We start from the raw sequence: 19456 nt of genomic DNA, 5'->3' as shown, positions 1-19456 counted from the left end.
CCGAGGTATTTTGGGCCAGATGAATAAAGGATCTCTTGCTTCATCTGGCCACAAATATCTCGGGGGAGACGCCCGGTACGGGCGGCGGGGGCAGAGCCCCCAATAGCGGACGACCGCCCCAATAGAGGCAGTCCGCCTTAACCCTTCATCCCGTCCCAAAAAGACTTGACGGACGAGAAAAAGCTTTTGGATTCCGGGTGGTTATCTTCCCCCAGATCATCAAACTCACGCAAGAGCTCTTTCTGACGGCTGGTCAGGTTGACCGGAGTTTCCACGGCCAGTTCGATGAACATGTCGCCAACACCGCCACCGCGAAGGGCGGGCATGCCCTTGCCGCGCAGACGCATCTGACGACCCGACTGGCTGCCTGCCGGGATTTGCACCCGACCGCGGCCACCGTCGATGGTTGGAACTTCGATCGATCCACCCAGCGCGGCCTTGGCCATGCTGACCGGCACGCGGCAGTAAAGGTTCACGCTGTCGCGTTCGAACAGCTTGTGATCCGAAACCTCTACAAAAATATAGAGATCACCCGGAGGGCCACCGCGCATTCCGGCTTCGCCTTCACCGGCCAAGCGGATACGGGTACCGGTTTCAACACCGGCAGGGATGTTCACCGACAGGGCGCGTTCTTTTTCGACACGGCCCGCGCCATTGCAGGATTTGCATGGGTTCTTGATGATCTGGCCCAACCCCGAACAGGTCGGGCAGGTGCGTTCAACGGTAAAGAACCCCTGCTGCGCGCGAACCTTTCCCATGCCGGAACAGGTCGGACAGGTGGTGGGCTCTGCGCCGCCTTCGGCCCCCGTTCCTTCGCAGGATGAACAGGCCACTGCGGCGGGCACGTTGATGGTTTTCTGCAGCCCCGCGTAAGCCTCTTCCAACGATACGCGCAGATTATAGCGCAGGTCCGAGCCGCGCGCGGCCCGACGTCCGCCGCCACCGCCCCGCTGCCCGCCCATGAAATCGCCGAACAGATCGTCGAAAACGTCCGAGAACGCGCTGGAAAAATCGCCCTGACCAAAGCCGCCGCCGGGACGGCCCCCGCCGCCCATACCGTTTTCGAATGCGGCATGACCAAACCGGTCATAGGCCGCTTTCTTGTCGGCGTCGCGCAGCACGTCATAAGCCTCGTTGGCTTCCTTGAACTGCGCCTCGGCATCCGGGTTGTCCTTGTTGCGGTCGGGATGCAACTCTTTGGCTTTCTTGCGAAAACCCTTTTTGATCTCGTCCGCCGATGCGCCCTTGGTCACGCCGAGCACATCGTAGTAGTCGCGTTTTGACATCAGTATTTCCTTCTGCCTCAACGTAATCGGGCCGGCCCGGCAACCGGACCGGCCCGCATTGGCCCGGTTACCCGTTAGTTACGCTTGTCGTCGTCCAGATCTTCGAACTCGGCGTCGACAATGTCATCATCGCCCGGCGCGGCATCTGCTGCTGCCGGTTCTTCTTCGCCCTCTTCGGCTTGCGCCTTGTAGATGGCTTCGCCCAGCTTCATGGCGGCTTCGGTCACGTTCTGAATGCCCGACTTGATCTTGTCGGCATTCTCGGTCTCCAGCTCGTCCTTCAACGCGGCAATTGCCAGCTCGATGGCTTCGATGGTGGTCGGGTCAACCTTGTCGGCATGCTCTTCCATCGACTTTTCGGTCGAGTGGATGAGGCTTTCCGCCTGGTTCTTGGCATCGACCAGCTCGCGGCGTTCCTTGTCGGCTTCCGCGTTCTCTTCGGCGTCCTTGACCATCTTTTCGATGTCCTCGTCGGACAGACCGCCTGAAGCCTGGATGGTGATCTTCTGCTCTTTGCCGGTGCCTTTGTCCTTGGCCGAAACCGAGACAATGCCGTTGGCGTCGATATCAAACGTCACCTCGATCTGCGGCATGCCGCGCGGTGCGGGCGGGATATCTTCGAGGTTGAACTGACCCAGGATCTTGTTGTCCGAGGCCATTTCACGCTCACCCTGGAACACGCGGATGGTCACGGCGTTCTGGTTGTCTTCGGCGGTCGAGAAGACCTGAGACTTCTTGGTCGGAATGGTCGTGTTGCGGTCGATCAGACGGGTAAACACGCCGCCCAGCGTCTCGATCCCCAAGCTCAGCGGGGTCACGTCCAGCAGAACAACATCCTTGACATCGCCCTGCAGAACACCGGCCTGAATGGCGGCACCCATGGCGACCACTTCGTCCGGGTTCACGCCTTTGTGGGGCTCTTTGCCGAAGAATTTGGTGACCTCTTCGATCACTTTCGGCATCCGGGTCATACCACCGACCAGAACAACCTCATCCACATCGCCAGCCGACAGACCGGCGTCTTTCAGCGCGGCGGCGCAGGGCTTCATCGATTTCTTGATCAGGTCGCCCACCAGCGATTCCAGCTTGGCACGGGTCAGTTTCATGACCATGTGCAGCGGCTGACCGTTCGAGCCCATCGAGATGAACGGCTGGTTGATCTCGGTCTGCGAGGTCGAGGATAGTTCGATCTTGGCTTTTTCAGCAGCTTCTTTCAGACGCTGCAGGGCCATCTTGTCCTGAGACAGATCGACACCGTGTTCCTTTTTGAACTCATCCGCCAGGTAGTTGACGATGCGCATGTCAAAGTCTTCACCACCCAGGAAGGTGTCGCCGTTGGTCGATTTGACTTCGAACAACCCGTCGTCGATTTCCAGAATGGTCACGTCGAAGGTACCACCACCAAGGTCATAGACCGCGATGGTTTGGGTGTCTTCCTTGTCCAGACCATAGGCCAGCGCGGCGGCGGTCGGTTCGTTGATGATCCGCAGCACTTCCAGACCGGCGATTTTACCGGCGTCTTTGGTGGCCTGACGCTGGGCGTCGTTGAAATAGGCGGGAACGGTGATAACCGCCTGCGTGACGTCCTCACCCAGATAGCTCTCGGCGGTTTCCTTCATCTTGCCCAGAGTGAAGGCCGAGATCTGGCTTGGGGAGTACTTTTCACCGCGGGCTTCGACCCACGCGTCGCCATTGCCGCCATCGACGATAGCGTAGGGCACCATTTTCTTGTCTTTTTCGACTTCCGCATCATCCACGCGACGACCGATCAGGCGCTTGACGCCAAAGATCGTGTTGTCGGGGTTGGTGACCGCCTGGCGTTTCGCAGGCTGACCGACCAGTCGCTCATCTTCGGTGAAGGCGACGATCGAGGGCGTGGTCCGCGCCCCTTCGGCGTTTTCGATGACCTTCGGCTGCGAGCCGTCCATGATGGCCACACACGAGTTTGTGGTCCCGAGGTCAATCCCGATGACTTTTCCCATTTTTGCAATCCCTTTCTCTTCAAGGCGATGTCCCGAGGGCCGGACCCGTTATGGCATCCTGTCCCCGATCTGATGTGCGCGACAGCACTACACCATCGCGCGTCCCGGCGTATATAAGGGCCGGACCAGAGGCCTGCAAGCACTCTGAATCGCAGCTTTTCGCGAATCTGCGGCCTTTTTTGGCAAGGATTAAGTAAGGAATGGGGAATCTGGGATGGCGCGGCTGCTTTTGCGGGGGTTCGACATCAGGAAAGGGTATCTGGACAGCACCGCGCAAACCCGGGTGATCGAAGCACTGCGCCCGATTCTGAAAGCCGCGCCGCTGTTCCGGCCCGTGACGCCGTCGGGGAAAGAGATGTCCGTGCGCATGACCTCGGCCGGAGATCTGGGCTGGGTCACCGACAGATCGGGCTATCGCTACCAGGATCGCCACCCCAAAGGCGGCAAATGGCCTGCCATACCCGAGGCGGTTCTGACCATCTGGCGCGATCTGGTCAGCCCGGATCGCGCGCCCGATTGTTGCCTGATCAACTACTATGATGAGGACGCAAAGATGGGGCTGCATCAGGACAAGGACGAGGCTGATTTTTCCTGGCCCGTTCTGTCCGTGTCACTGGGCGACGACGCACTGTTCCGGATCGGCAATACGACACGCGGCGGCAAAACGGAATCAATCTGGCTGAGTTCGGGCGATGTCGTCATCATGGGCGGCCCGGCCCGGCTTACCTATCACGGCGTTGATCGCATCCGGCCCGGATCATCGCGGTTGTTGCCCAAAGGCGGACGGATCAACCTGACGATGCGCATGGCAACCTAACGGCGCGCATTCCAGCTTTGGGACATGTGCTTGCGGGAAAAAAACTCGCCCAGCAAACCGATCATCAGCAGCGCTATTCCAACCCACAACGCGTATTCCCAACTGGTGTTGCGCGGGAAATAGTTGCGAAACACGAAGCCCCGACACTGATCGATCAGGTGAAACAGAGGGTTCCACGCAAACATCAACAGAACGCTTCCGCCCAATGCGTTGGCAATGAACATCTTACCGGAAAACACCATGTTCAGACGGCGGTAAATGTTGCTGAGCATCCCTGCGGCCGTCGGAAACCATGGTGCTATCGCCATAAACACCAGTCCAACCGAACAGCCCGTGAACCAGGATAGAATGAGCATCCCAAACGCGCCGCCGGGATCCTGAATCTCAAGCGGCGCCACCGCCAGGCTATAGACGAAAAGGATCACCAGAACTGACATCAATTGCTTGTAAAGCGTGCCGAACGCGGCGGCGAGGATCATAACCATCGGGTTCATGGGCGAGTGCAGCATCATCGGGCTGTTCTTGCCACCAAGTTTCGAAATGCTACCAACTGATTGAATATGTGTCATGAACAGGAAAACACCTGACAGAACGTACAGGACAAACTCTCCCCTGATTTTGGCGACGCGTGTACCCATGAAGGACATAATCAGGTAAAATACCGAAGCCATCAGAACGACCTGCAAAATGTTGATCAGGATCGCAACTACGGCGTTGGAATGTCTCGCGCGCACACTGCGTACCACGGCGTGGAACACCAGTTCGGCTGTGGTGAACGCACCACCCAGCAGCGTTTGGTTACGACTGAAATAAAACACTCGAAGGGTCTTTCCCGTTTTGCTGCCGTCAATCTGGCACGAATACCTTGCCGTTCGGTAACCGGCACATCATAAGTCCGTCAGAGATTTGGATCAACAAACCACGTAAACGGAGCTTTTTTGTGACCTACGACGCGCTTATCCCCGTCATCCGACGTCTGGCCCTGGAAGCAGGCGACAAGATCATGGAGATCTACAACTCGGATGATTTCGACGTAAAGGTCAAATCTGACGCCAGCCCCGTGACCGAAGCGGATGAGGCCGCAGATGCCCTGATCTCGGCCGGGCTGCGCGCAGCGTTTCCCGATATTTTGCTGGTGACCGAGGAGCAAGCGGCCTCACATTCCGAGAAAGGTGACACTTTCCTGATCGTCGATCCGCTGGATGGCACCAAGGAATTCATCAACCGGCGTGGGGATTTCACGGTCAATATTGCCCTGGTCGAAAACGGGGTTCCGACGCGGGGCGTTGTTTACGCGCCAGCCAAGGGGCGCATGTTCTACACGCAGGCCGATGGCCAATCGGTCGAGGAAACCGGTGCGCTGGATAAGGACCAGCTCGGCGATCTGACCGCAATATCAGTCTCTGAACCAGACAATTCGGCGCTTTTGATCGTTGCGTCCAAGTCGCACCGGGATCAGGCGACCGAGGATTACATCAACAAATATCAGGTGCAGGACAGCAAAAGCGCAGGCTCGTCGCTGAAATTCTGTCTGGTGGCAACGGGTGAGGCTGATCTTTACCCCCGTGTCGGCCGCACGATGGAATGGGACACGGCCGCCGGTCACGCGGTGCTGGCGGGCGCAGGCGGTCAGGTTGTCCGGTTTGACGACCATTCCCCGCTGACCTACGGCAAGGACGGCTATGCAAATCCGTTCTTTATCGCCTACGCTCCGGGTGTTGAGTTGAAGGAAGCCTGATGTCTGTTCTGATCGCCATTCCCGCCCGCTATGCCTCGACCCGGTATCCCGGCAAGCCTCTGGTTCCGTTGACCGGTGCGACCGGTAAGGCGATAACACTGATCGAACGATCCTGGCGCGCGGCCTGTTCCGTCTCGGGCGTGGACAAGGTGGTTGTGGCCACCGATGACGACCGTATCCGCGAGGCCGCCGAGGCCTTCGGGGCCGAAGTCGTCATGACATCCGAGGCATGCCAGAACGGCACCGAACGCTGCGCCGAAGCACATGCCGCACTGGGCGGCGGCTATGAGATCGCCGTAAACCTGCAAGGCGATGCACCTTTGACGCCGCATTGGTTTGTCGAGGATCTGATCTCGGGCCTGCGCGCGGCGCCTGATGCGGGTGTGGCCACCCCGGTTCTGCGCTGTGATGGCGATGCGCTGAACAGTTTGCTGAACGACCGCAAACATGGGCGCGTCGGCGGCACTACAGCCGTTTTCGCGCGCGACAACAGCGCGCTGTATTTCTCGAAAGAGGTCGTGCCGTTCACAGCCGAAACCTTCGAAGGCGGCGCATCCACCCCGGTCTTTCATCACGTCGGCGTCTATGCCTATCGCCCCGATGCGCTGGCCGCCTATCCCGGCTGGCCGACCGGACCGCTGGAACAACTTGAAGGTCTGGAACAGCTGCGCTTCATGGAAAACGGGCGCAAGGTTCTGTGCGTCGAGGTCGAAGCCAAAGGCCGCCAGTTCTGGGAGCTGAACAACCCGCAGGACGTACCAAAGATCGAAGAGATGATGGCCGCTATGGGTCTGGAGTGACCTCTTTTCCCCATGACCTTTGCACCTGCCATGGCGTAGGAACCTCCAACTCTGACCTTACGGATCGCATATGAAAACTGTTCTTGTAACCGGTGGCGCTGGCTATATCGGATCCCATGCCTGCAAGGCGTTGTCACAGGCCGGGTATGTGCCCGTCACCTATGACAATCTGATCACCGGCTGGCAGGATGCGGTCAAATTCGGCCCGTTCGAACAGGGCGACCTTCTGGATCGCGCCCGGCTGGATGAGGTGTTTGCCAAACACCAGCCGGTGGCGGTGATGCATTTCGCCGCGCTCAGCCAGGTGGGTGAGGCAATGAAAGAGCCCGGAAAATACTGGTCCAACAACGTGACCGGTTCCCTGGCGCTGATCGAGGCCGCGGTTGCGGCAGGGTGTCTGGATTTCGTGTTCTCATCGACCTGTGCCACCTATGGTGAGCATGACAATGTCGTTCTGGACGAGACAACCTCGCAGCACCCGCTGAACGCTTATGGCGCGTCCAAGCGGGCGATCGAGGATATTCTGCACGATTTCGAGGCCGCGCATGGGCTGCGCCACGTAATCTTCCGCTATTTCAACGTCGCGGGCGCGGACCCGGATGGCGAAGTGGGTGAGTTTCACCGCCCTGAAACCCATCTGGTTCCGCTGATGCTGGACGCAATTGACGGCAAACGGGACGGGCTGACCGTTTTCGGTACCGATTACGACACGCCGGACGGCACCTGTATCCGCGACTATGTCCATGTCTGCGATCTGGTTGACGCGCATGTACTGGGTTTGAACTGGCTGGAAGAGGGCAAAGGCAGCCGGGTCTTCAACCTTGGCACCGGCTCGGGCTTTTCGGTTTTGGAAGTGATCGAACATTCCAAGGCCGTCACCAACCGCGCGGTGCCCTATACGGTCGGGGCGCGCCGCGAAGGCGATTGCACCAAACTGGTCTCAGGGTCTGTCCGGGCCGAGGCCGAGTTGGGGTGGAAGCCCAAAAGGTCAACGTTAGAGACGATGATTGCCGACGCATGGCGCTGGCATCAGAACGGCCATTACGAGCAATGAGGCCCGGTTGACCAGCGCATCGGTACAGTCCCTGCCCCAAATCGGATGGGCCCAGATGTACCGTCTGCGCTGGAAACGCCGCCGTCTGCTGATGCGCGCTTGGCGCAGCCGACATCAACTGAGCAGCGCGAACGATCAGACCGACAAGATCACGCGCGGCAGCATTCTGGCCTTCACCACGCTGCGCAACGAAATCACGCGCCTGCCCTGGTTTCTGCACCATTATCGCAGCCTCGGGATCGATCACTTTCTGATCGTGGATAATGGCAGCGATGATGGCTCGGCTGAATTGCTGCTGGACCAGCCCGATGTCTCGCTTTGGCAAACCCATGCAAGCTATCGGGCCTCGCGCTATGGGCTGGACTGGCTGACATGGCTGCAAATGCGCCATGGCCATCGCCACTGGTGCCTGATGGTGGATGCGGATGAGTTGTTGATCTATGCCCATCACGACACACGCTCGCTGCACGATCTGACAAAATGGCTGGACCAGACGGGGCGCGCGGCATTTGGCGCGCTGATGCTGGACCTGTATCCCGAAGGCCCGTTGGGGGATCAAAGCTATGTCCCCGACAGCGATCCGACGGCAGTGCTGAATTGGTTCGACGCGGGGCCTTATCGGGCCCAGCGTCAAAGCCCGGCGGGCAATCTGTGGGTGCAGGGCGGTGCGCGTGAACGCATGTTCTTTTCCACGACGCGACAGCGATCTCCGACCCTGAACAAGATCCCGCTGATACGCTGGTGCCGCCGCTATGCCTATGTGAATTCCTGCCACTCGGCCCTGCCCCGGCACTTGAACGCGGCCTATGACGGACCCGGAGGCTCGGCCCCTTCCGGTATCTTGCTCCACACAAAATTCCTGCCCGAGATCGTCGAGAAATCGCGGATCGAAAAACAGCGCCGCCAGCATTTTCATGACCCTGACCAATTCGGGCCATATTATGATGGGATCATCAATCGCCCGACCCTTTGGACCGCTCGATCGACGCGCTATGCAGGGTGGGAACAATTGCAGCAACTTGGGTTAATGAATGCCGGAGGATGGACGTAATGGGCGAAAACATGTGCATAAAAACCATGTTCACCGCTAACCGGTTCTAAATCCATTGCCCTGCAAGATGCATAGGTGGCATAAATCGGCATTAACCCGACCCTTTTTGCACGTTGAGGGGGGCGGAGGACGCTCGCGGCAAAACAAAGGTTGGATAATCACGTGAGCCTGTGGGACTCGTATCGGATGAGGTTGCGGCGCAAACGCCGTATCCTGCGCGGCGTCAGACGACGGCGCGAGCTTGGGCCCGTCAGCAACAACACCGCCGCCATTCGCCGCGAAGATATTCTGCTGATGAGCGTGGTGCGCAACGAAAAGATACGCCTGCCCTTTTTTCTGGACTACTACCGCAAACTGGGTGTCGACCATTTTCTGTTTGTGGACAATGACAGCGATGACGGCACTTGCGAGCTCCTGAAATCACAGCCCGATGTCTCGGTCTGGCGAACAAAGACCAGCTATAAACGCGCGGGGTTCGGGCTGGACTGGTCGAATTACCTGCTGCGCAAATACGCCCATAAACACTGGGTACTGACCGTCGATCCCGATGAGTTCTTCATCTATCCCTTCTGCGACACACGGCGCATTCGGGCCCTGACCGATTGGCTGGATGGCTGCGCCGTGCGCAGTTTCGGGACCATGCTGATCGATATGTATCCGCAGGGGCCGGTGGACGCAGAGCCTTATCACGAAGGGCAGGACCCGTTTGAAATCGCGCGCTGGTTCGACGCCGGCAATTACATGATCACCAAGAACCCCGAGTATAAGAACCTGTGGATTCAAGGCGGTCCCCGCGCGCGGGTGTTCTTTCGCGACAACCCGTCAAAGGCACCTGCGCTGAACAAGATCCCTCTGGTGAAATGGGACCGACGCTATGTCTATGTCAGCTCGACCCATTCGCTGCTGCCGCGCGGCTTGAACCAGGTCTATGACGAATGGGGCGGTGAAAAAGCCAGCGGCGCGTTACTTCATGCCAAACTGATCGACACGCTGGGCGACAAGGCGCGTGAGGAGTTGCAGCGCGGTCAGCATTATCGCGGGTCGGGCGAATACAAAGCCTATGCCGACGGTCTGGACGAAAAGCCCGTCTTCTGGTGCGACTGGTCCGAGACCTATATCAACTGGCGACAGCTTGAGATTCTGGGCCTCATGTCAAAAGGAAACTGGGCATGAGTTCTTTGGGCATCGTCATGCTGGTGCATACCGCGCTGGACCGCGCCGAACAGGTCGCACGGCATTGGACGGCGGCGGGATGCCCGGTGGTGATCCATGTGGATCGTAAGGTGCCGGGTGATGTGTTCTCGAAATTCGTCGCCTCTTGCGCGGATGATCCGCTGATCGTGTTTTCCGAGCGTCACAAATGCGACTGGGGCGGTTGGGGCATCGTTGCCGGATCGCAGGCCGCATCCGAACTGATGCTGGAACGGTTCCCGGACGTGCGGCACGTATTCCTCTCCTCAGGGGCCTGCCTGCCGCTGCGCCCGGTGCAGGAGCTGGTTGACTACCTGTCCGACCGGCCCCGCGTGGATTTCATCGAAAGCGCCACCACAGCCGATGTCAGCTGGACCATCGGTGGGCTGGATCATGAACGCTTCACCCTGCGCTTTCCGTTTTCATGGCGTAAGCAGCGCAAACTGTTTGATACCTATGTCAAACTGCAACGCCGCCTGGGCCTGCGCCGCAGCATCCCCGAGGGGCTGGTTCCCCATATGGGCAGCCAATGGTGGTGTCTGACCCGCCAAACCCTGTCCGCGATCCTGCAGGACCCGAAACGCAAGACCTATGACCGCTATTTCCGGCAGGTCTGGATACCCGATGAAAGCTATTTTCAGACGCTGGCACGGCTGTATTCCACGCATATCGAAAGCCGCTCGCTAACGTTGTCCAAGTTTGATTACCAAGGCCGGCCGCATATCTTCTACGACGATCATCTGCAGTTGCTGCGCCGGTCGGATTGCTTTGTTGCACGCAAAATCTGGTGGCGGGCGGATCGGTTGTATCAGTCCTTTCTGACCGATCAGACCGGCGCGATGAAACCGGCCGAGCCGAACCCCGGCAAGATCGACCGGGTGTTTTCCAAAGCGGTCGAACGGCGCACCCATGGCCGCGACGGCCTTTACATGCAGGGCCGGTTCCCCCGGCATGGCAGTGAAAACGGCCTGACCTCATCGCCTTATTCCATGTTTCAGGGCTTTGGCGAATTGTTCGAGGATTTTGAAAGCTGGCTGACCTCGGTCACCGGGGCAAGGGTGCACGGGCGCTTGTTCGGGCCCGATCGGGCCGAGTTCGCCCAAGGCCAGACAATCACCAACGGCGCGCTGAGCGATTGCGCCACCCTGCGCGACTACAATCCAACCGCCTTTCTGTCAAACCTGATCTGGAACACGCGGGGTGAGCGTCAGTGTTTTCAGTTCGGCCCAAATGATACGCAGGCCATCAACTGGTTCATGGCCCGCGACAAGAACGCCCAGGTCTCGGTCATTACCGGGGCATGGGCCATACCGCTGTTCCGCTCGAACATGAACTTCGCGGATATCCGATGCGAGGCTGCGCGCCTGCAACGGATCGAAAGCAAACAGCTTGAGGTTCTGACCTCGGTCTGGACCAAGGCGAACGTCCGCAGCTGGACCCTGGCGGATTTCATCGAGGCCCCGATGGAGCCTTTGCAGACAATCATTGATGAGATCGGCACCCAAGGTGCCAGTCACCTGACGGAAGCGCCGACCATGGTCGATCTGTCCGGCTTTGGTCAATTCCTGCAAAACCTGAAGAACCAGGGCATGCATCCGCAATTGATGGGGGATTTCCCCGCCGACGATGTTTTTGGCACGCAGACCAAGCCATATCGCAAACCCTATCTGGTGCAGTGATCGCCGATGACGCGTAAGTTTGACTATTTCATCGTATTGGCTGCGATGCGAACCGGTTCGAACCTGCTGGAGTCGAACCTGAACGCGCTGGACGGAATCACCTGCCATGGCGAGGCATTCAATCCCCATTTCATTGGCCGCGTCAAAGCGCAGGACGTGCTGGGCATCTCGCTGGAGGAACGCGATGAGGACCCGGCGCGGCTGATCGAGGCCATGCGCGCAGATACAGGCGATCTGAACGGTTTTCGCTATTTTCAGGAACACGACCCAAGGGTGCTGGACCCGGTCCTGAACGACCCGCGCTGCGCCAAGATCATTCTGACGCGTAACCCTCTGGACAGTTACCTGTCGCTGAAGATCGTGCGTAAAACCAAACAGTGGCAGTTGAAGAACATCAAACGGCGGCTTGAGGCACAGGTCGAGTTTGATGGGCCAGAGTTCTCGGACTATCTGGATCAGCGCCAAGGCTTCCTGCATCAGGTCCACACCCACCTGCAACGCACCGGCCAAAGCGCATTTTACATCGATTATTACGATTTGACCCGGATGGACGTTCTGAACGGGCTGGCCGACTGGCTGGGCATTCCGGCGCGTCTGAGCCAGTTGGACGACCTGCTGAAACCGCAAAACCCGATCCCGGCGCTGTCCAAGGTCACAAACCCGGACCAGATGCAGCGAGACCTGTCCGGGCTTGACCTGCTGTCCATGCACCGCAGCCCGTATTTTGAACCCAAGCGCGGACCGGCGGTTGAAGGGTATGTGATCGCGCCACAATCTCGGCTGCTTTATATGCCGGTGCACGGCGGAATCGATCCGGTCATTCATCAGTGGATGGCCACGCTGGACAATGTTGGCACAGATGGCCTGATAACCAGCCCCTCGCGGCAGGAGGTGCAAGACTGGATGCGCGCCACGCCCGGACACCGTAAATTCACCGTGCTGCGCCACCCGCTGGCGCGCGCGCATACGGCCTTTTGCCGACATATCCTGAACACCGGACCAGAGTGTTACGAGGACATCCGCAAACAATTGCGCAACCGCTTCAAACTGCCGATCCCCGGCCAAATCCGCGCGCATAACTATTCAATGGATCAGCATTATGAGGCGTTTTCCGCCTTCCTGACCTTCCTGCGCCATAACCTTGCCGGGCAGACGCCGATCCGGGTGGATGCAGCTTGGTGCACCCAATCAGAAGCGCTGGCAGGGGTTTCGAAATTCGCCCTGCCCGACCTGATCCTGCGCGAGGGTGAGCTGTCCGTTGCCCTGCCTGATCTGGCCCGCAGGATGGGCCACGCAAACCCGCCAATGCCCAACAATGGCACTTCGGAAGAACCCTATCGCCTGGACGAAATCTGCGATGCCAAATTGCAGGCGCTGGCAGCAGAAACCTACCAGCGCGACTTCGTGCAATTCGGATTTGGCGATTGGCGACCGGTCAGGGGCGCAGAGTGATCAGCGTACCCCGGCCAACCATCGCGTAGATCTCTTCCATCTCGTCATTCTTGACCGCGATACAGCCCGCTGTCCAATCCGGCGTCTTTTTCGCGCGCCGCAGTTCTGACCGCAGGTTGGGCTGGCCGTGAATGAAGATGTCGCCGCCCGGATCAACACCTGCGGCCTTGGCCTGCGCGATGTCTTCCGAGTTGGGATAGGAAATCCCCAAAGACAGGTGATACCGGCTGCGCGGGTTGCGGCGGTCGATCAGATATGTGCCTTCGGGCGTGCGACCATCGCCACGCTTGGTCTTGGTGCCCCGGGGCGCAAAACCCAGATCAACGTCATAGTCGCGCAGGACCTGCTCGTTATGCAGAAGATAAAGCTTGCGCGCGCCCTTGTTCACCACAAGAGACGTCACCTCGGGTCCGTTATAGGTCAGAAATCTGGGGCTGGCTGAGGCACAAGCCGAAAGGCTCAGCGTTGCCATCGCCCCCAATCCAAATGCTCGACGATCCATGTTTCACTGCCTGCTGCTCTTTTTTTTGCGTATTATGCCAAAAAAACAAAAAACTGAAATCACTTTTTGATGTTTGATTGCTGAATAAGCCGTTGTTCAATGGCTTCCAGCCGTTCCAGCACCTCATCCCGGTAGGCGTCGGTTTTCACCTCATCTTCGGCATGGTGCGCATCCTGCATCGAATTCACGATCAGACCGACCAGCAGGTTCACCACCGCGAAGGTGGTGACCATGATGAAGGGCACAAAGAACAGCCAGGCGTAGGGATAAACCTCCATCACCGGGCGCACGATGCCCATGGACCAGCTTTCCAGTGTCATGATTTGGAACAGCGTATAGGCAGACAGACCCAGATCGCCGAACCAGTCCGGGAAGGAATACGAGAACAGCTTGGTCGAAATCACCGCGCCGATATAGAACAGGATCGCCATCAGCAGGAATACGCTGGCCATGCCCGGCAGGGCCGAGATGAACCCTTCGACCACCCGGCGCAGTCGCGGCGCGACCGAGATCACGCGCAGAACCCGCAGGATTCGCAGCGCCCGCAACACGGACAGGCCGCCCGCACTGGGGACAAGGGCAACGCCCACGATCAGAAAATCAAACAGGTTCCAGCCGCTTTTGAAGAAGTTACGCCCGGTGGCGATCAGTTTCATCGCAATTTCGGCGACAAAGATCGCCAGGCACAACTTGTCGAGCGTCACGATCAGCGGGCCTGCGGCTTCCATCAGTACGGGCGAGGTTTCCATCCCCAACAGAATCGCGTTGAAGATGATGACGCCAGTGATGAACCGACCAAAAGCCGGTGCCTCGATAATGCTCAGCAAACGCTGTTTGAACCCCATGCCTTGCCTGTCTCCTTAGGATGCGGGGTTCAGCACGAACCGCGCGGCCAGTTCCGTATGTGACGACCACCGAAATTGGTCAACGACCTGCACCCATTCAAGGGTATAGCCCGCATCGACAAGCGCTTTGGTGTCGCGCGCAAAGGTGACCGGATTGCATGAGACATAGGCAATGACCGCTGGACGTGCCTGCGCAAGCTCTGCCACCTGTGCCTCGGCCCCGGCGCGGGGTGGGTCAAGAACAACGGCGTCGAACGACTTTAGCTCATCCGGCATCAAGGGGCGGCGAAACAGGTCGCGCGCCTCGACCGTGATGCGTTTCAGACCGGTCGCCCTGCGCCAGCCCCGATCCAAGGCTTGTGTCATCTCGGCCTCGCCCTCGACCGCATGAACCTCGGCCATCTGCGCCAGTGGCAGTGAGAATGTGCCGCTGCCGGCAAACAGGTCGACGACCCGCTTTGCGCCTTGGGTTGCCTCCAATACAGCCTGTGTTAGAGCCTGTTCACCATCCTTTGTAGCTTGCAGGAACGCACCCGGCGGAGGTGTCACAGCAGCGATGCCGAAGCGCTGGACAGGGGCGTGTCGCATCGCGATCACCTCGTCATCCCAGCTGAGCCTTGCCAGCCCGTGTTTCTCGGTTTCTTGCGCCAGAGCCAGCTCCAGCGAGCCGTCCAGTGGTTTGCCGCCTTTGACCGCCACATCCAGCCCGCCCTCGGACAGGGTCAGCGTCACGGCCAGCACGCCCTTGCGGCTGCCGCCCAACAGGGCCAAAGCCTCGGCCACCGGAATGGCGGCGATCAATGCGGGGTCCAGCAGGTGACAATCCGGGATTTCGGTGATCGTGTCCGACGCTCGCCCGTGAAACCCGGCCAGCGTGCCCTTTTTCGTCCGCCGTACGGCAATCGTTGCCCGACGGCGGGACCGTTCGGGCGACGTGTGAATTGGCCGCATCGGGGCATCGAGCCCCTGCGCGGCCAGCGCGTTGCGCACCACCGCAACCTTCCAGTCGGCCACGAACGCGTCTGAGGCATGCTGCAATTGGCACCCGCCGCAGGCCTTGTAATGCCGACAAGGGGCTTTCACCCGCTGATCGGATGGTGTTTCCACCCGGATATCGGTCAGAATCTGACCGTGCAGAGTACCGCTCACCACCTCACCGGGTAAGGTTCGCGGCGCGTAGACGGGGCCATCGGCGATACCGTCGCCCTGATGCCCGAGGCGGATTATGGTGAAGGTCTGCGTCATGACGTGGCTGATAACGGCGGTTTGTCCACAACAAAACCCCCTAGGGCACTTTGCGATTACTTTGGATCGCAATACGCCGCCTCTCCCTTCGGTCGAACGCGCATTTCGATGCTGTTTGGTTCAAGAAACGCAAAGACCCCTATTCCGCGGCTTCAGCCTGAATGAACCCGCCCGACTGGCGATGCCAGAACCGCGCATACAGCCCGCCCTGATCCAAAAGCGCCTCATGCGTGCCGGTTTCAACGATCCGCCCGTGATCCAGAACAACGATCCGGTCCATTTCGCTGAGCGTTGACAGGCGGTGCGCGATCGCCAGAACGGTTTTACCCTGCATGACCCGATGCAACGCGGTTTGGATCGAAGCCTCAACTTCGGAATCCAGTGCCGATGTCGCCTCATCCAGCACCAGAATCGGAGCGTCTTTCAGGATGGCGCGGGCTAAGGCGATCCTCTGCCGCTGACCACCGGATAGCTTCACACCGCGCTCGCCCAGATGCGCATCGTATCCTTTGCGACCCTGCGCATCTTCCAGGCTCAGAATGAACTCATGCGCCTCAGCCTTTTCGGCGGCTTCGATCATTTCCGCCTCGGACGCATCCGGGCGACCATAGAGGATATTCTCACGAGCCGAACGGTTGAACATCGCGGTTTCCTGCGTGACCATGCCGATCTGACGGCGCAGACTGTCCTGCGTCACCTGCGACACGTCCTGCCCGTCGATGCGAATAGCGCCGTTTTCCCCGTCATAGAGCCTGAGCAACAGCGACACGAGCGTGGATTTCCCCGCCCCGGACGCGCCAACGATGCCCAATTTCTCACCCGGTTTGACGGTCAGATTCAGGTCGGCCACACCGCCGATATCGCGGCCATAGGCAAAGCTGACCGCGTCAAAGGCGATGCCACCTTCGGTCACCACCAAGTCCGTGGCCTGCGCGGCATCCTCGACCCGGTCGCGCTTGGCCAGTGTCTTCATCCCGTTCTCGATCTCACCAACATTGGCGTAAAGGCCCATCAGCGTGAAACTGACCCAGCCGGTCATCTGCGCGATCCGGATCGAAACAGCACCTGCGGCCACGATATCACCAGCGGTTGCCATGCCGAACTGCCACAGCCACAGGGTCGCGCCCAGCAGCAGCACGGGCAAAACGCCAGCCAGTGTCATCAGGATGAAACGGAAACTTGCAGAGAGTTTGCCGAAATCTAGCGACCGCTCGCGCAGTTCCACCATCGAATCACGCGCGGCCTGATCCTCGAACGCGGAATGGGCGAACAGCTTGACCGTTTTGATGTTGGTGATCGTGTCAACAACCTGCCCCGACACCATCGCCCGTGCCCCGGCCCGAGCCCCCGACAGCTTGCGGATGCGCGGCAAGTACCAGCGAACCAGCAGAAAATAGACCGCCAACCAGCCGGCGAAGGGCAGCATCACCAGCGGATGAATAGACCCTAACAAAAGCAAAGAACCGACCAATGAAGCCAAGGCAAACACAATCGCGCTGATCGTTTCCGAAACGACCGAGGCCATGGCGTTGGACGTCTGCATCTGCTTCTGGGCGATCCGCCCGGCGAAATCATCGTCGAAATAGGTCACCGACTGGCCCAGCGTCCAGCGGTTCAGCTTGGCCAGCACCAAGGGCGTGATATTGGGCATGACGATATAGTTGTTCGACACCGACGACAGGCCAAACAGGATCGGACGCAGCAGCATGAAAAAGACCACCGCTGCGAAGATCATCCACATGTTCTCGGCGGTCAGAAAGTTTTCGGGGCCGCTGGAGGTTGCGACATTGATCACCTCGCCCAGAATCCAGGCCGTGACCGCCTCCATCGCGCCAGCAGTGGCCGAGAAGAAGGCCGCGACAAACAGCATGGGCCAGGCGCCGGACAGACTCCAGCGAATGAACGCCCCCAACGTCTGCGGTGGGGGCGTTTCGATGTTCTTGAACGGGTTTATGAGGTCAGCAACCCTCATTCCGCGGCCTCCGGGTTCATGAAGCCGCCAGATTGCCGCGCCCAGAACTGCGCGTAAAGGCCACCCTGCGCCAAAAGGTCGGAATGCGCGCCCTCTTCGACGATGCGACCGGCATCCATCACCAGAATGCGGTCCATCTGCGCGATGGTGCTGAGCCTGTGGGCAATGGCGATCACGGTTTTACCTTGCATCATGCCGTAGAGAGTTTCCTGAATCGACGCTTCGACCTCGGAATCTAGGGCGGATGTCGCTTCGTCCAACAACAGGATCGGCGCATCCTTCAGGATTACGCGCGCCAGAGTTACCCGCTGCCGTTGACCGCCGGACAGCTTAACGCCCCGCTCGCCCACATGGGCGTCATAGCCGGTGCGCCCCTGCGGGTCTTGCAGGTCCAGAATGAACTCATGCGCTTCGGCTTGTTTGGCGGCGGCAACCATCTGTTCCTCGGTCGCGTCGGGACGACCATAGAGGATGTTGTCGCGCACCGAGCGGTGCAGCAAGGCGCTGTCCTGCTGGACCATCCCGATATGACTGCGCAAGCTGTCCTGCGTGACACCCGCGATGTTCTGGCCGTCGATCAGAATCGCACCGCGTTCAACGTCGTAAAACCGCAAAAGCAGCTTAACTAGGGTCGATTTCCCCGCGCCGGATCGCCCGATCAAGCCGATCTTTTCACCCGGATTGATCGTCAGGTTGATGTGATCCAGACCACCGGTTTCACGGCCATAATGGTGCGACAGGTCGCGAATTTCGATCTCACCTGTGCCCAGTTGTAATGGCCTTGCATCAGGTGCATCCAGCAATTGGATCGGTTGCGCAATTGTCTCCAACCCCTCGGCCACAACGCCAAGCTGGCGGAACAGGCTGGTCAGCGCCCACATGATCCACCCGGTCATGGCGTTCAAGCGCAGGGTCAGGGCGGTTGCAGCCGCCACTACACCAACTGAGGCTTGGCCTTGCATCCACAGAACGATGGCCCAGCCGACTACGCCCACGATAAGGAAGCCATTCAGCACGACGAGAATGGCGTCCATGATGGTGAAAATCCGCATCTCGACCTGAACGGTGCGACGCGTTTCGGAAATCGCTTCCTTCGCGTAGTCCATCTCTTGATCTGCATGCGCGAACATCTTGACCGAGTGGATGTTTGTATAGCTGTCCACCACGCGGCCCGTCACGGTCGAACGCGCATCCGATGCGGCCTGTGACGCAGGACCGACGCGCCGAACCGCCCAGTTGACCAACACGACATAAAGCGCAAACCAGATCAAAAGCGGCAACAACAGCCGCGTGTCTGCCGCCATCAGCAGGATTGCAGCCCCGACCAGATAGGCCAGCGAGAAAGAAATCGCGTCGAAAACCTGAAACACCACCTCGCCAGCGGCGGGCGGGGTCTGCATGATCCGGTTGGCGATGCGCCCGGCAAAGTCGTTTTCAAACCAGCTAACCGACTGGCGCAAAACGTGCTTGTGGGCCCGCCAACGAAACAGCGTGCCATACTGAGGCAGGATCGCGTTGTTGATCACAAGCACGTCCAGAATGTGCAAAATTGGCCGCAACAAAAGGATAAACGCAGCCATCAACAGCAATTCTGTCCCGTGATCCTTCCATACATTGGCCGGAGACCCGCCAAGCAAGTCCACAACGCGTCCCATGTAATAGATCAGGCCGACCTCGACCCCAGCGACAACAATGGACAGCAGCGTTGCCCATACGAACACGCGAAAGAATGGCCGCGAGTATTCCAGCATGAAGGGCCACAGCCGCGTCGGCGGCGTGTCAGTCTCATGATAGGCGACAAAAGGGTCAACAAGGTTTTCGAAATAGCGAAACATGGAAGCG

General features: G+C 59.2%; 16 protein-coding genes. 8 read left to right on the top strand and 8 right to left on the bottom strand.

What is annotated here, in order from left to right; genetic code table 11:
• Positions 1 to 137: 137 nt before the first annotated feature.
• Together dnaJ and dnaK are read right to left on the bottom strand one after the other, a co-directional pair.
• Positions 138 to 1286 carry a molecular chaperone DnaJ gene (gene dnaJ, locus ACR0LW_RS18800; RefSeq protein WP_170631510.1) on the bottom strand — a complete coding sequence of 383 codons (1149 nt, stop codon included), beginning with the start codon at positions 1284 to 1286 and terminating at the stop codon, positions 138 to 140.
• Between the two features lie 74 nt (positions 1287 to 1360).
• On the bottom strand, positions 1361 to 3268 hold the full coding sequence (dnaK, locus tag ACR0LW_RS18795) for a molecular chaperone DnaK (protein ID WP_480883924.1): 1908 nt from the start codon (positions 3266 to 3268) through the stop codon (positions 1361 to 1363).
• 214 nt (positions 3269 to 3482) lie between these two features.
• Between dnaK and ACR0LW_RS18790 the strand changes: the two genes are divergently transcribed.
• Positions 3483 to 4085, top strand: coding sequence for an alpha-ketoglutarate-dependent dioxygenase AlkB family protein (locus tag ACR0LW_RS18790; protein ID WP_480883922.1), 603 nt, complete (start codon positions 3483 to 3485; stop codon positions 4083 to 4085).
• On the opposite strand, the gene ACR0LW_RS18785 is transcribed toward ACR0LW_RS18790, so the two are convergent.
• Positions 4082 to 4903 (bottom strand): ABC-2 transporter permease, encoded by an 822-nt coding sequence (locus ACR0LW_RS18785; protein WP_170520961.1) that lies wholly within the window; start codon positions 4901 to 4903, stop codon positions 4082 to 4084. The two genes, ACR0LW_RS18790 and ACR0LW_RS18785, sit on opposite strands and share 4 nt — an antisense overlap.
• A gap of 122 nt (positions 4904 to 5025) precedes the next feature.
• Here ACR0LW_RS18785 and cysQ point away from each other — a divergent pair, with 122 nt between their 5' ends.
• From cysQ to ACR0LW_RS18750, 7 genes are all read left to right on the top strand, one after another.
• Positions 5026 to 5823, top strand: a complete 798-nt coding sequence (gene cysQ, locus ACR0LW_RS18780) for a 3'(2'),5'-bisphosphate nucleotidase CysQ (protein ID WP_170520959.1) — start codon at positions 5026 to 5028, stop codon at positions 5821 to 5823.
• Positions 5823 to 6623 carry a 3-deoxy-manno-octulosonate cytidylyltransferase gene (locus tag ACR0LW_RS18775; RefSeq protein WP_480883918.1) on the top strand — a complete coding sequence of 267 codons (801 nt, stop codon included), beginning with the start codon at positions 5823 to 5825 and terminating at the stop codon, positions 6621 to 6623. Before cysQ ends, ACR0LW_RS18775 begins: the two co-directional genes overlap by 1 nt.
• Positions 6624 to 6693: 70 nt before the next feature.
• A complete protein-coding gene (gene galE / locus ACR0LW_RS18770) occupies positions 6694 to 7677 on the top strand; it encodes a UDP-glucose 4-epimerase GalE (RefSeq protein ID WP_480883916.1) in 984 nt (327 codons plus the stop codon).
• 7 nt (positions 7678 to 7684) lie between these two features.
• Positions 7685 to 8728 carry a glycosyltransferase family 2 protein gene (locus tag ACR0LW_RS18765; RefSeq protein WP_480883914.1) on the top strand — a complete coding sequence of 348 codons (1044 nt, stop codon included), beginning with the start codon at positions 7685 to 7687 and terminating at the stop codon, positions 8726 to 8728.
• 186 nt (positions 8729 to 8914) lie between these two features.
• Positions 8915 to 9901 carry a glycosyltransferase family 2 protein gene (locus ACR0LW_RS18760; protein WP_480883912.1) on the top strand — a complete coding sequence of 329 codons (987 nt, stop codon included), beginning with the start codon at positions 8915 to 8917 and terminating at the stop codon, positions 9899 to 9901.
• Positions 9898 to 11598, top strand: a complete 1701-nt coding sequence (locus tag ACR0LW_RS18755; protein ID WP_480883910.1) for a DUF5927 domain-containing protein — start codon at positions 9898 to 9900, stop codon at positions 11596 to 11598. Before ACR0LW_RS18760 ends, ACR0LW_RS18755 begins: the two co-directional genes overlap by 4 nt.
• A gap of 6 nt (positions 11599 to 11604) precedes the next feature.
• Entirely contained in the window at positions 11605 to 13050 is a 1446-nt protein-coding gene (locus ACR0LW_RS18750) for a nodulation protein NodH (RefSeq protein ID WP_480883908.1), read from the top strand.
• Here the strand turns inward: ACR0LW_RS18750 and ACR0LW_RS18745 are convergent.
• From ACR0LW_RS18745 to ACR0LW_RS18725, 5 genes are all read right to left on the bottom strand, one after another.
• Complete coding sequence (locus ACR0LW_RS18745; protein ID WP_170453388.1) at positions 13034 to 13552, bottom strand: L,D-transpeptidase family protein; 519 nt, start codon at positions 13550 to 13552, stop codon at positions 13034 to 13036. The two genes, ACR0LW_RS18750 and ACR0LW_RS18745, sit on opposite strands and share 17 nt — an antisense overlap.
• A 59-nt stretch (positions 13553 to 13611) precedes the next feature.
• Positions 13612 to 14397, bottom strand: coding sequence for an ion transporter (locus ACR0LW_RS18740; protein ID WP_170520950.1), 786 nt, complete (start codon positions 14395 to 14397; stop codon positions 13612 to 13614).
• 15 nt (positions 14398 to 14412) lie between these two features.
• A complete protein-coding gene (locus ACR0LW_RS18735; protein ID WP_480883905.1) occupies positions 14413 to 15642 on the bottom strand; it encodes a class I SAM-dependent RNA methyltransferase in 1230 nt (409 codons plus the stop codon).
• A 139-nt stretch (positions 15643 to 15781) separates the two neighbouring features.
• Positions 15782 to 17614: an ABC transporter ATP-binding protein gene (locus ACR0LW_RS18730; protein WP_480883903.1), complete on the bottom strand. Its 1833-nt coding sequence runs from the start codon at positions 17612 to 17614 to the stop codon at positions 15782 to 15784.
• A complete protein-coding gene (locus ACR0LW_RS18725; RefSeq protein WP_480883900.1) occupies positions 17611 to 19449 on the bottom strand; it encodes an ABC transporter ATP-binding protein in 1839 nt (612 codons plus the stop codon). Before ACR0LW_RS18725 ends, ACR0LW_RS18730 begins: the two co-directional genes overlap by 4 nt.
• Positions 19450 to 19456 lie beyond the last annotated feature (7 nt).

The organism is Ruegeria sp. N4 (assembly GCF_056531425.1).
The sequence above is the reverse complement of the archived record's forward strand: the minus strand, read 5'-3'. Positions and strand labels throughout refer to the sequence as shown.

Bases quoted from the DNA above. Each gene is read 5' to 3' on its own strand.
- dnaJ (WP_170631510.1), bottom strand. From the start codon at position 1,286: ATGTCAAAACGCGACTACTACGATGTGCTCGGCGTGACCAAGGGCGCA.
- dnaK (WP_480883924.1), bottom strand. From the start codon at position 3,268: ATGGGAAAAGTCATCGGGATTGACCTCGGGACCACAAACTCGTGTGTG.
- ACR0LW_RS18790 (WP_480883922.1), top strand. From the start codon at position 3,483: ATGGCGCGGCTGCTTTTGCGGGGGTTCGACATCAGGAAAGGGTATCTG.
- ACR0LW_RS18775 (WP_480883918.1), top strand. From the start codon at position 5,823: ATGTCTGTTCTGATCGCCATTCCCGCCCGCTATGCCTCGACCCGGTAT.
- galE (WP_480883916.1), top strand. From the start codon at position 6,694: ATGAAAACTGTTCTTGTAACCGGTGGCGCTGGCTATATCGGATCCCAT.
- ACR0LW_RS18760 (WP_480883912.1), top strand. From the start codon at position 8,915: ATGAGGTTGCGGCGCAAACGCCGTATCCTGCGCGGCGTCAGACGACGG.
- ACR0LW_RS18755 (WP_480883910.1), top strand. From the start codon at position 9,898: ATGAGTTCTTTGGGCATCGTCATGCTGGTGCATACCGCGCTGGACCGC.
- ACR0LW_RS18750 (WP_480883908.1), top strand. From the start codon at position 11,605: ATGACGCGTAAGTTTGACTATTTCATCGTATTGGCTGCGATGCGAACC.
- ACR0LW_RS18745 (WP_170453388.1), bottom strand. From the start codon at position 13,552: ATGGATCGTCGAGCATTTGGATTGGGGGCGATGGCAACGCTGAGCCTT.
- ACR0LW_RS18740 (WP_170520950.1), bottom strand. From the start codon at position 14,397: ATGGGGTTCAAACAGCGTTTGCTGAGCATTATCGAGGCACCGGCTTTT.
- ACR0LW_RS18735 (WP_480883905.1), bottom strand. From the start codon at position 15,642: ATGACGCAGACCTTCACCATAATCCGCCTCGGGCATCAGGGCGACGGT.
- ACR0LW_RS18730 (WP_480883903.1), bottom strand. From the start codon at position 17,614: ATGAGGGTTGCTGACCTCATAAACCCGTTCAAGAACATCGAAACGCCC.
- ACR0LW_RS18725 (WP_480883900.1), bottom strand. From the start codon at position 19,449: ATGTTTCGCTATTTCGAAAACCTTGTTGACCCTTTTGTCGCCTATCAT.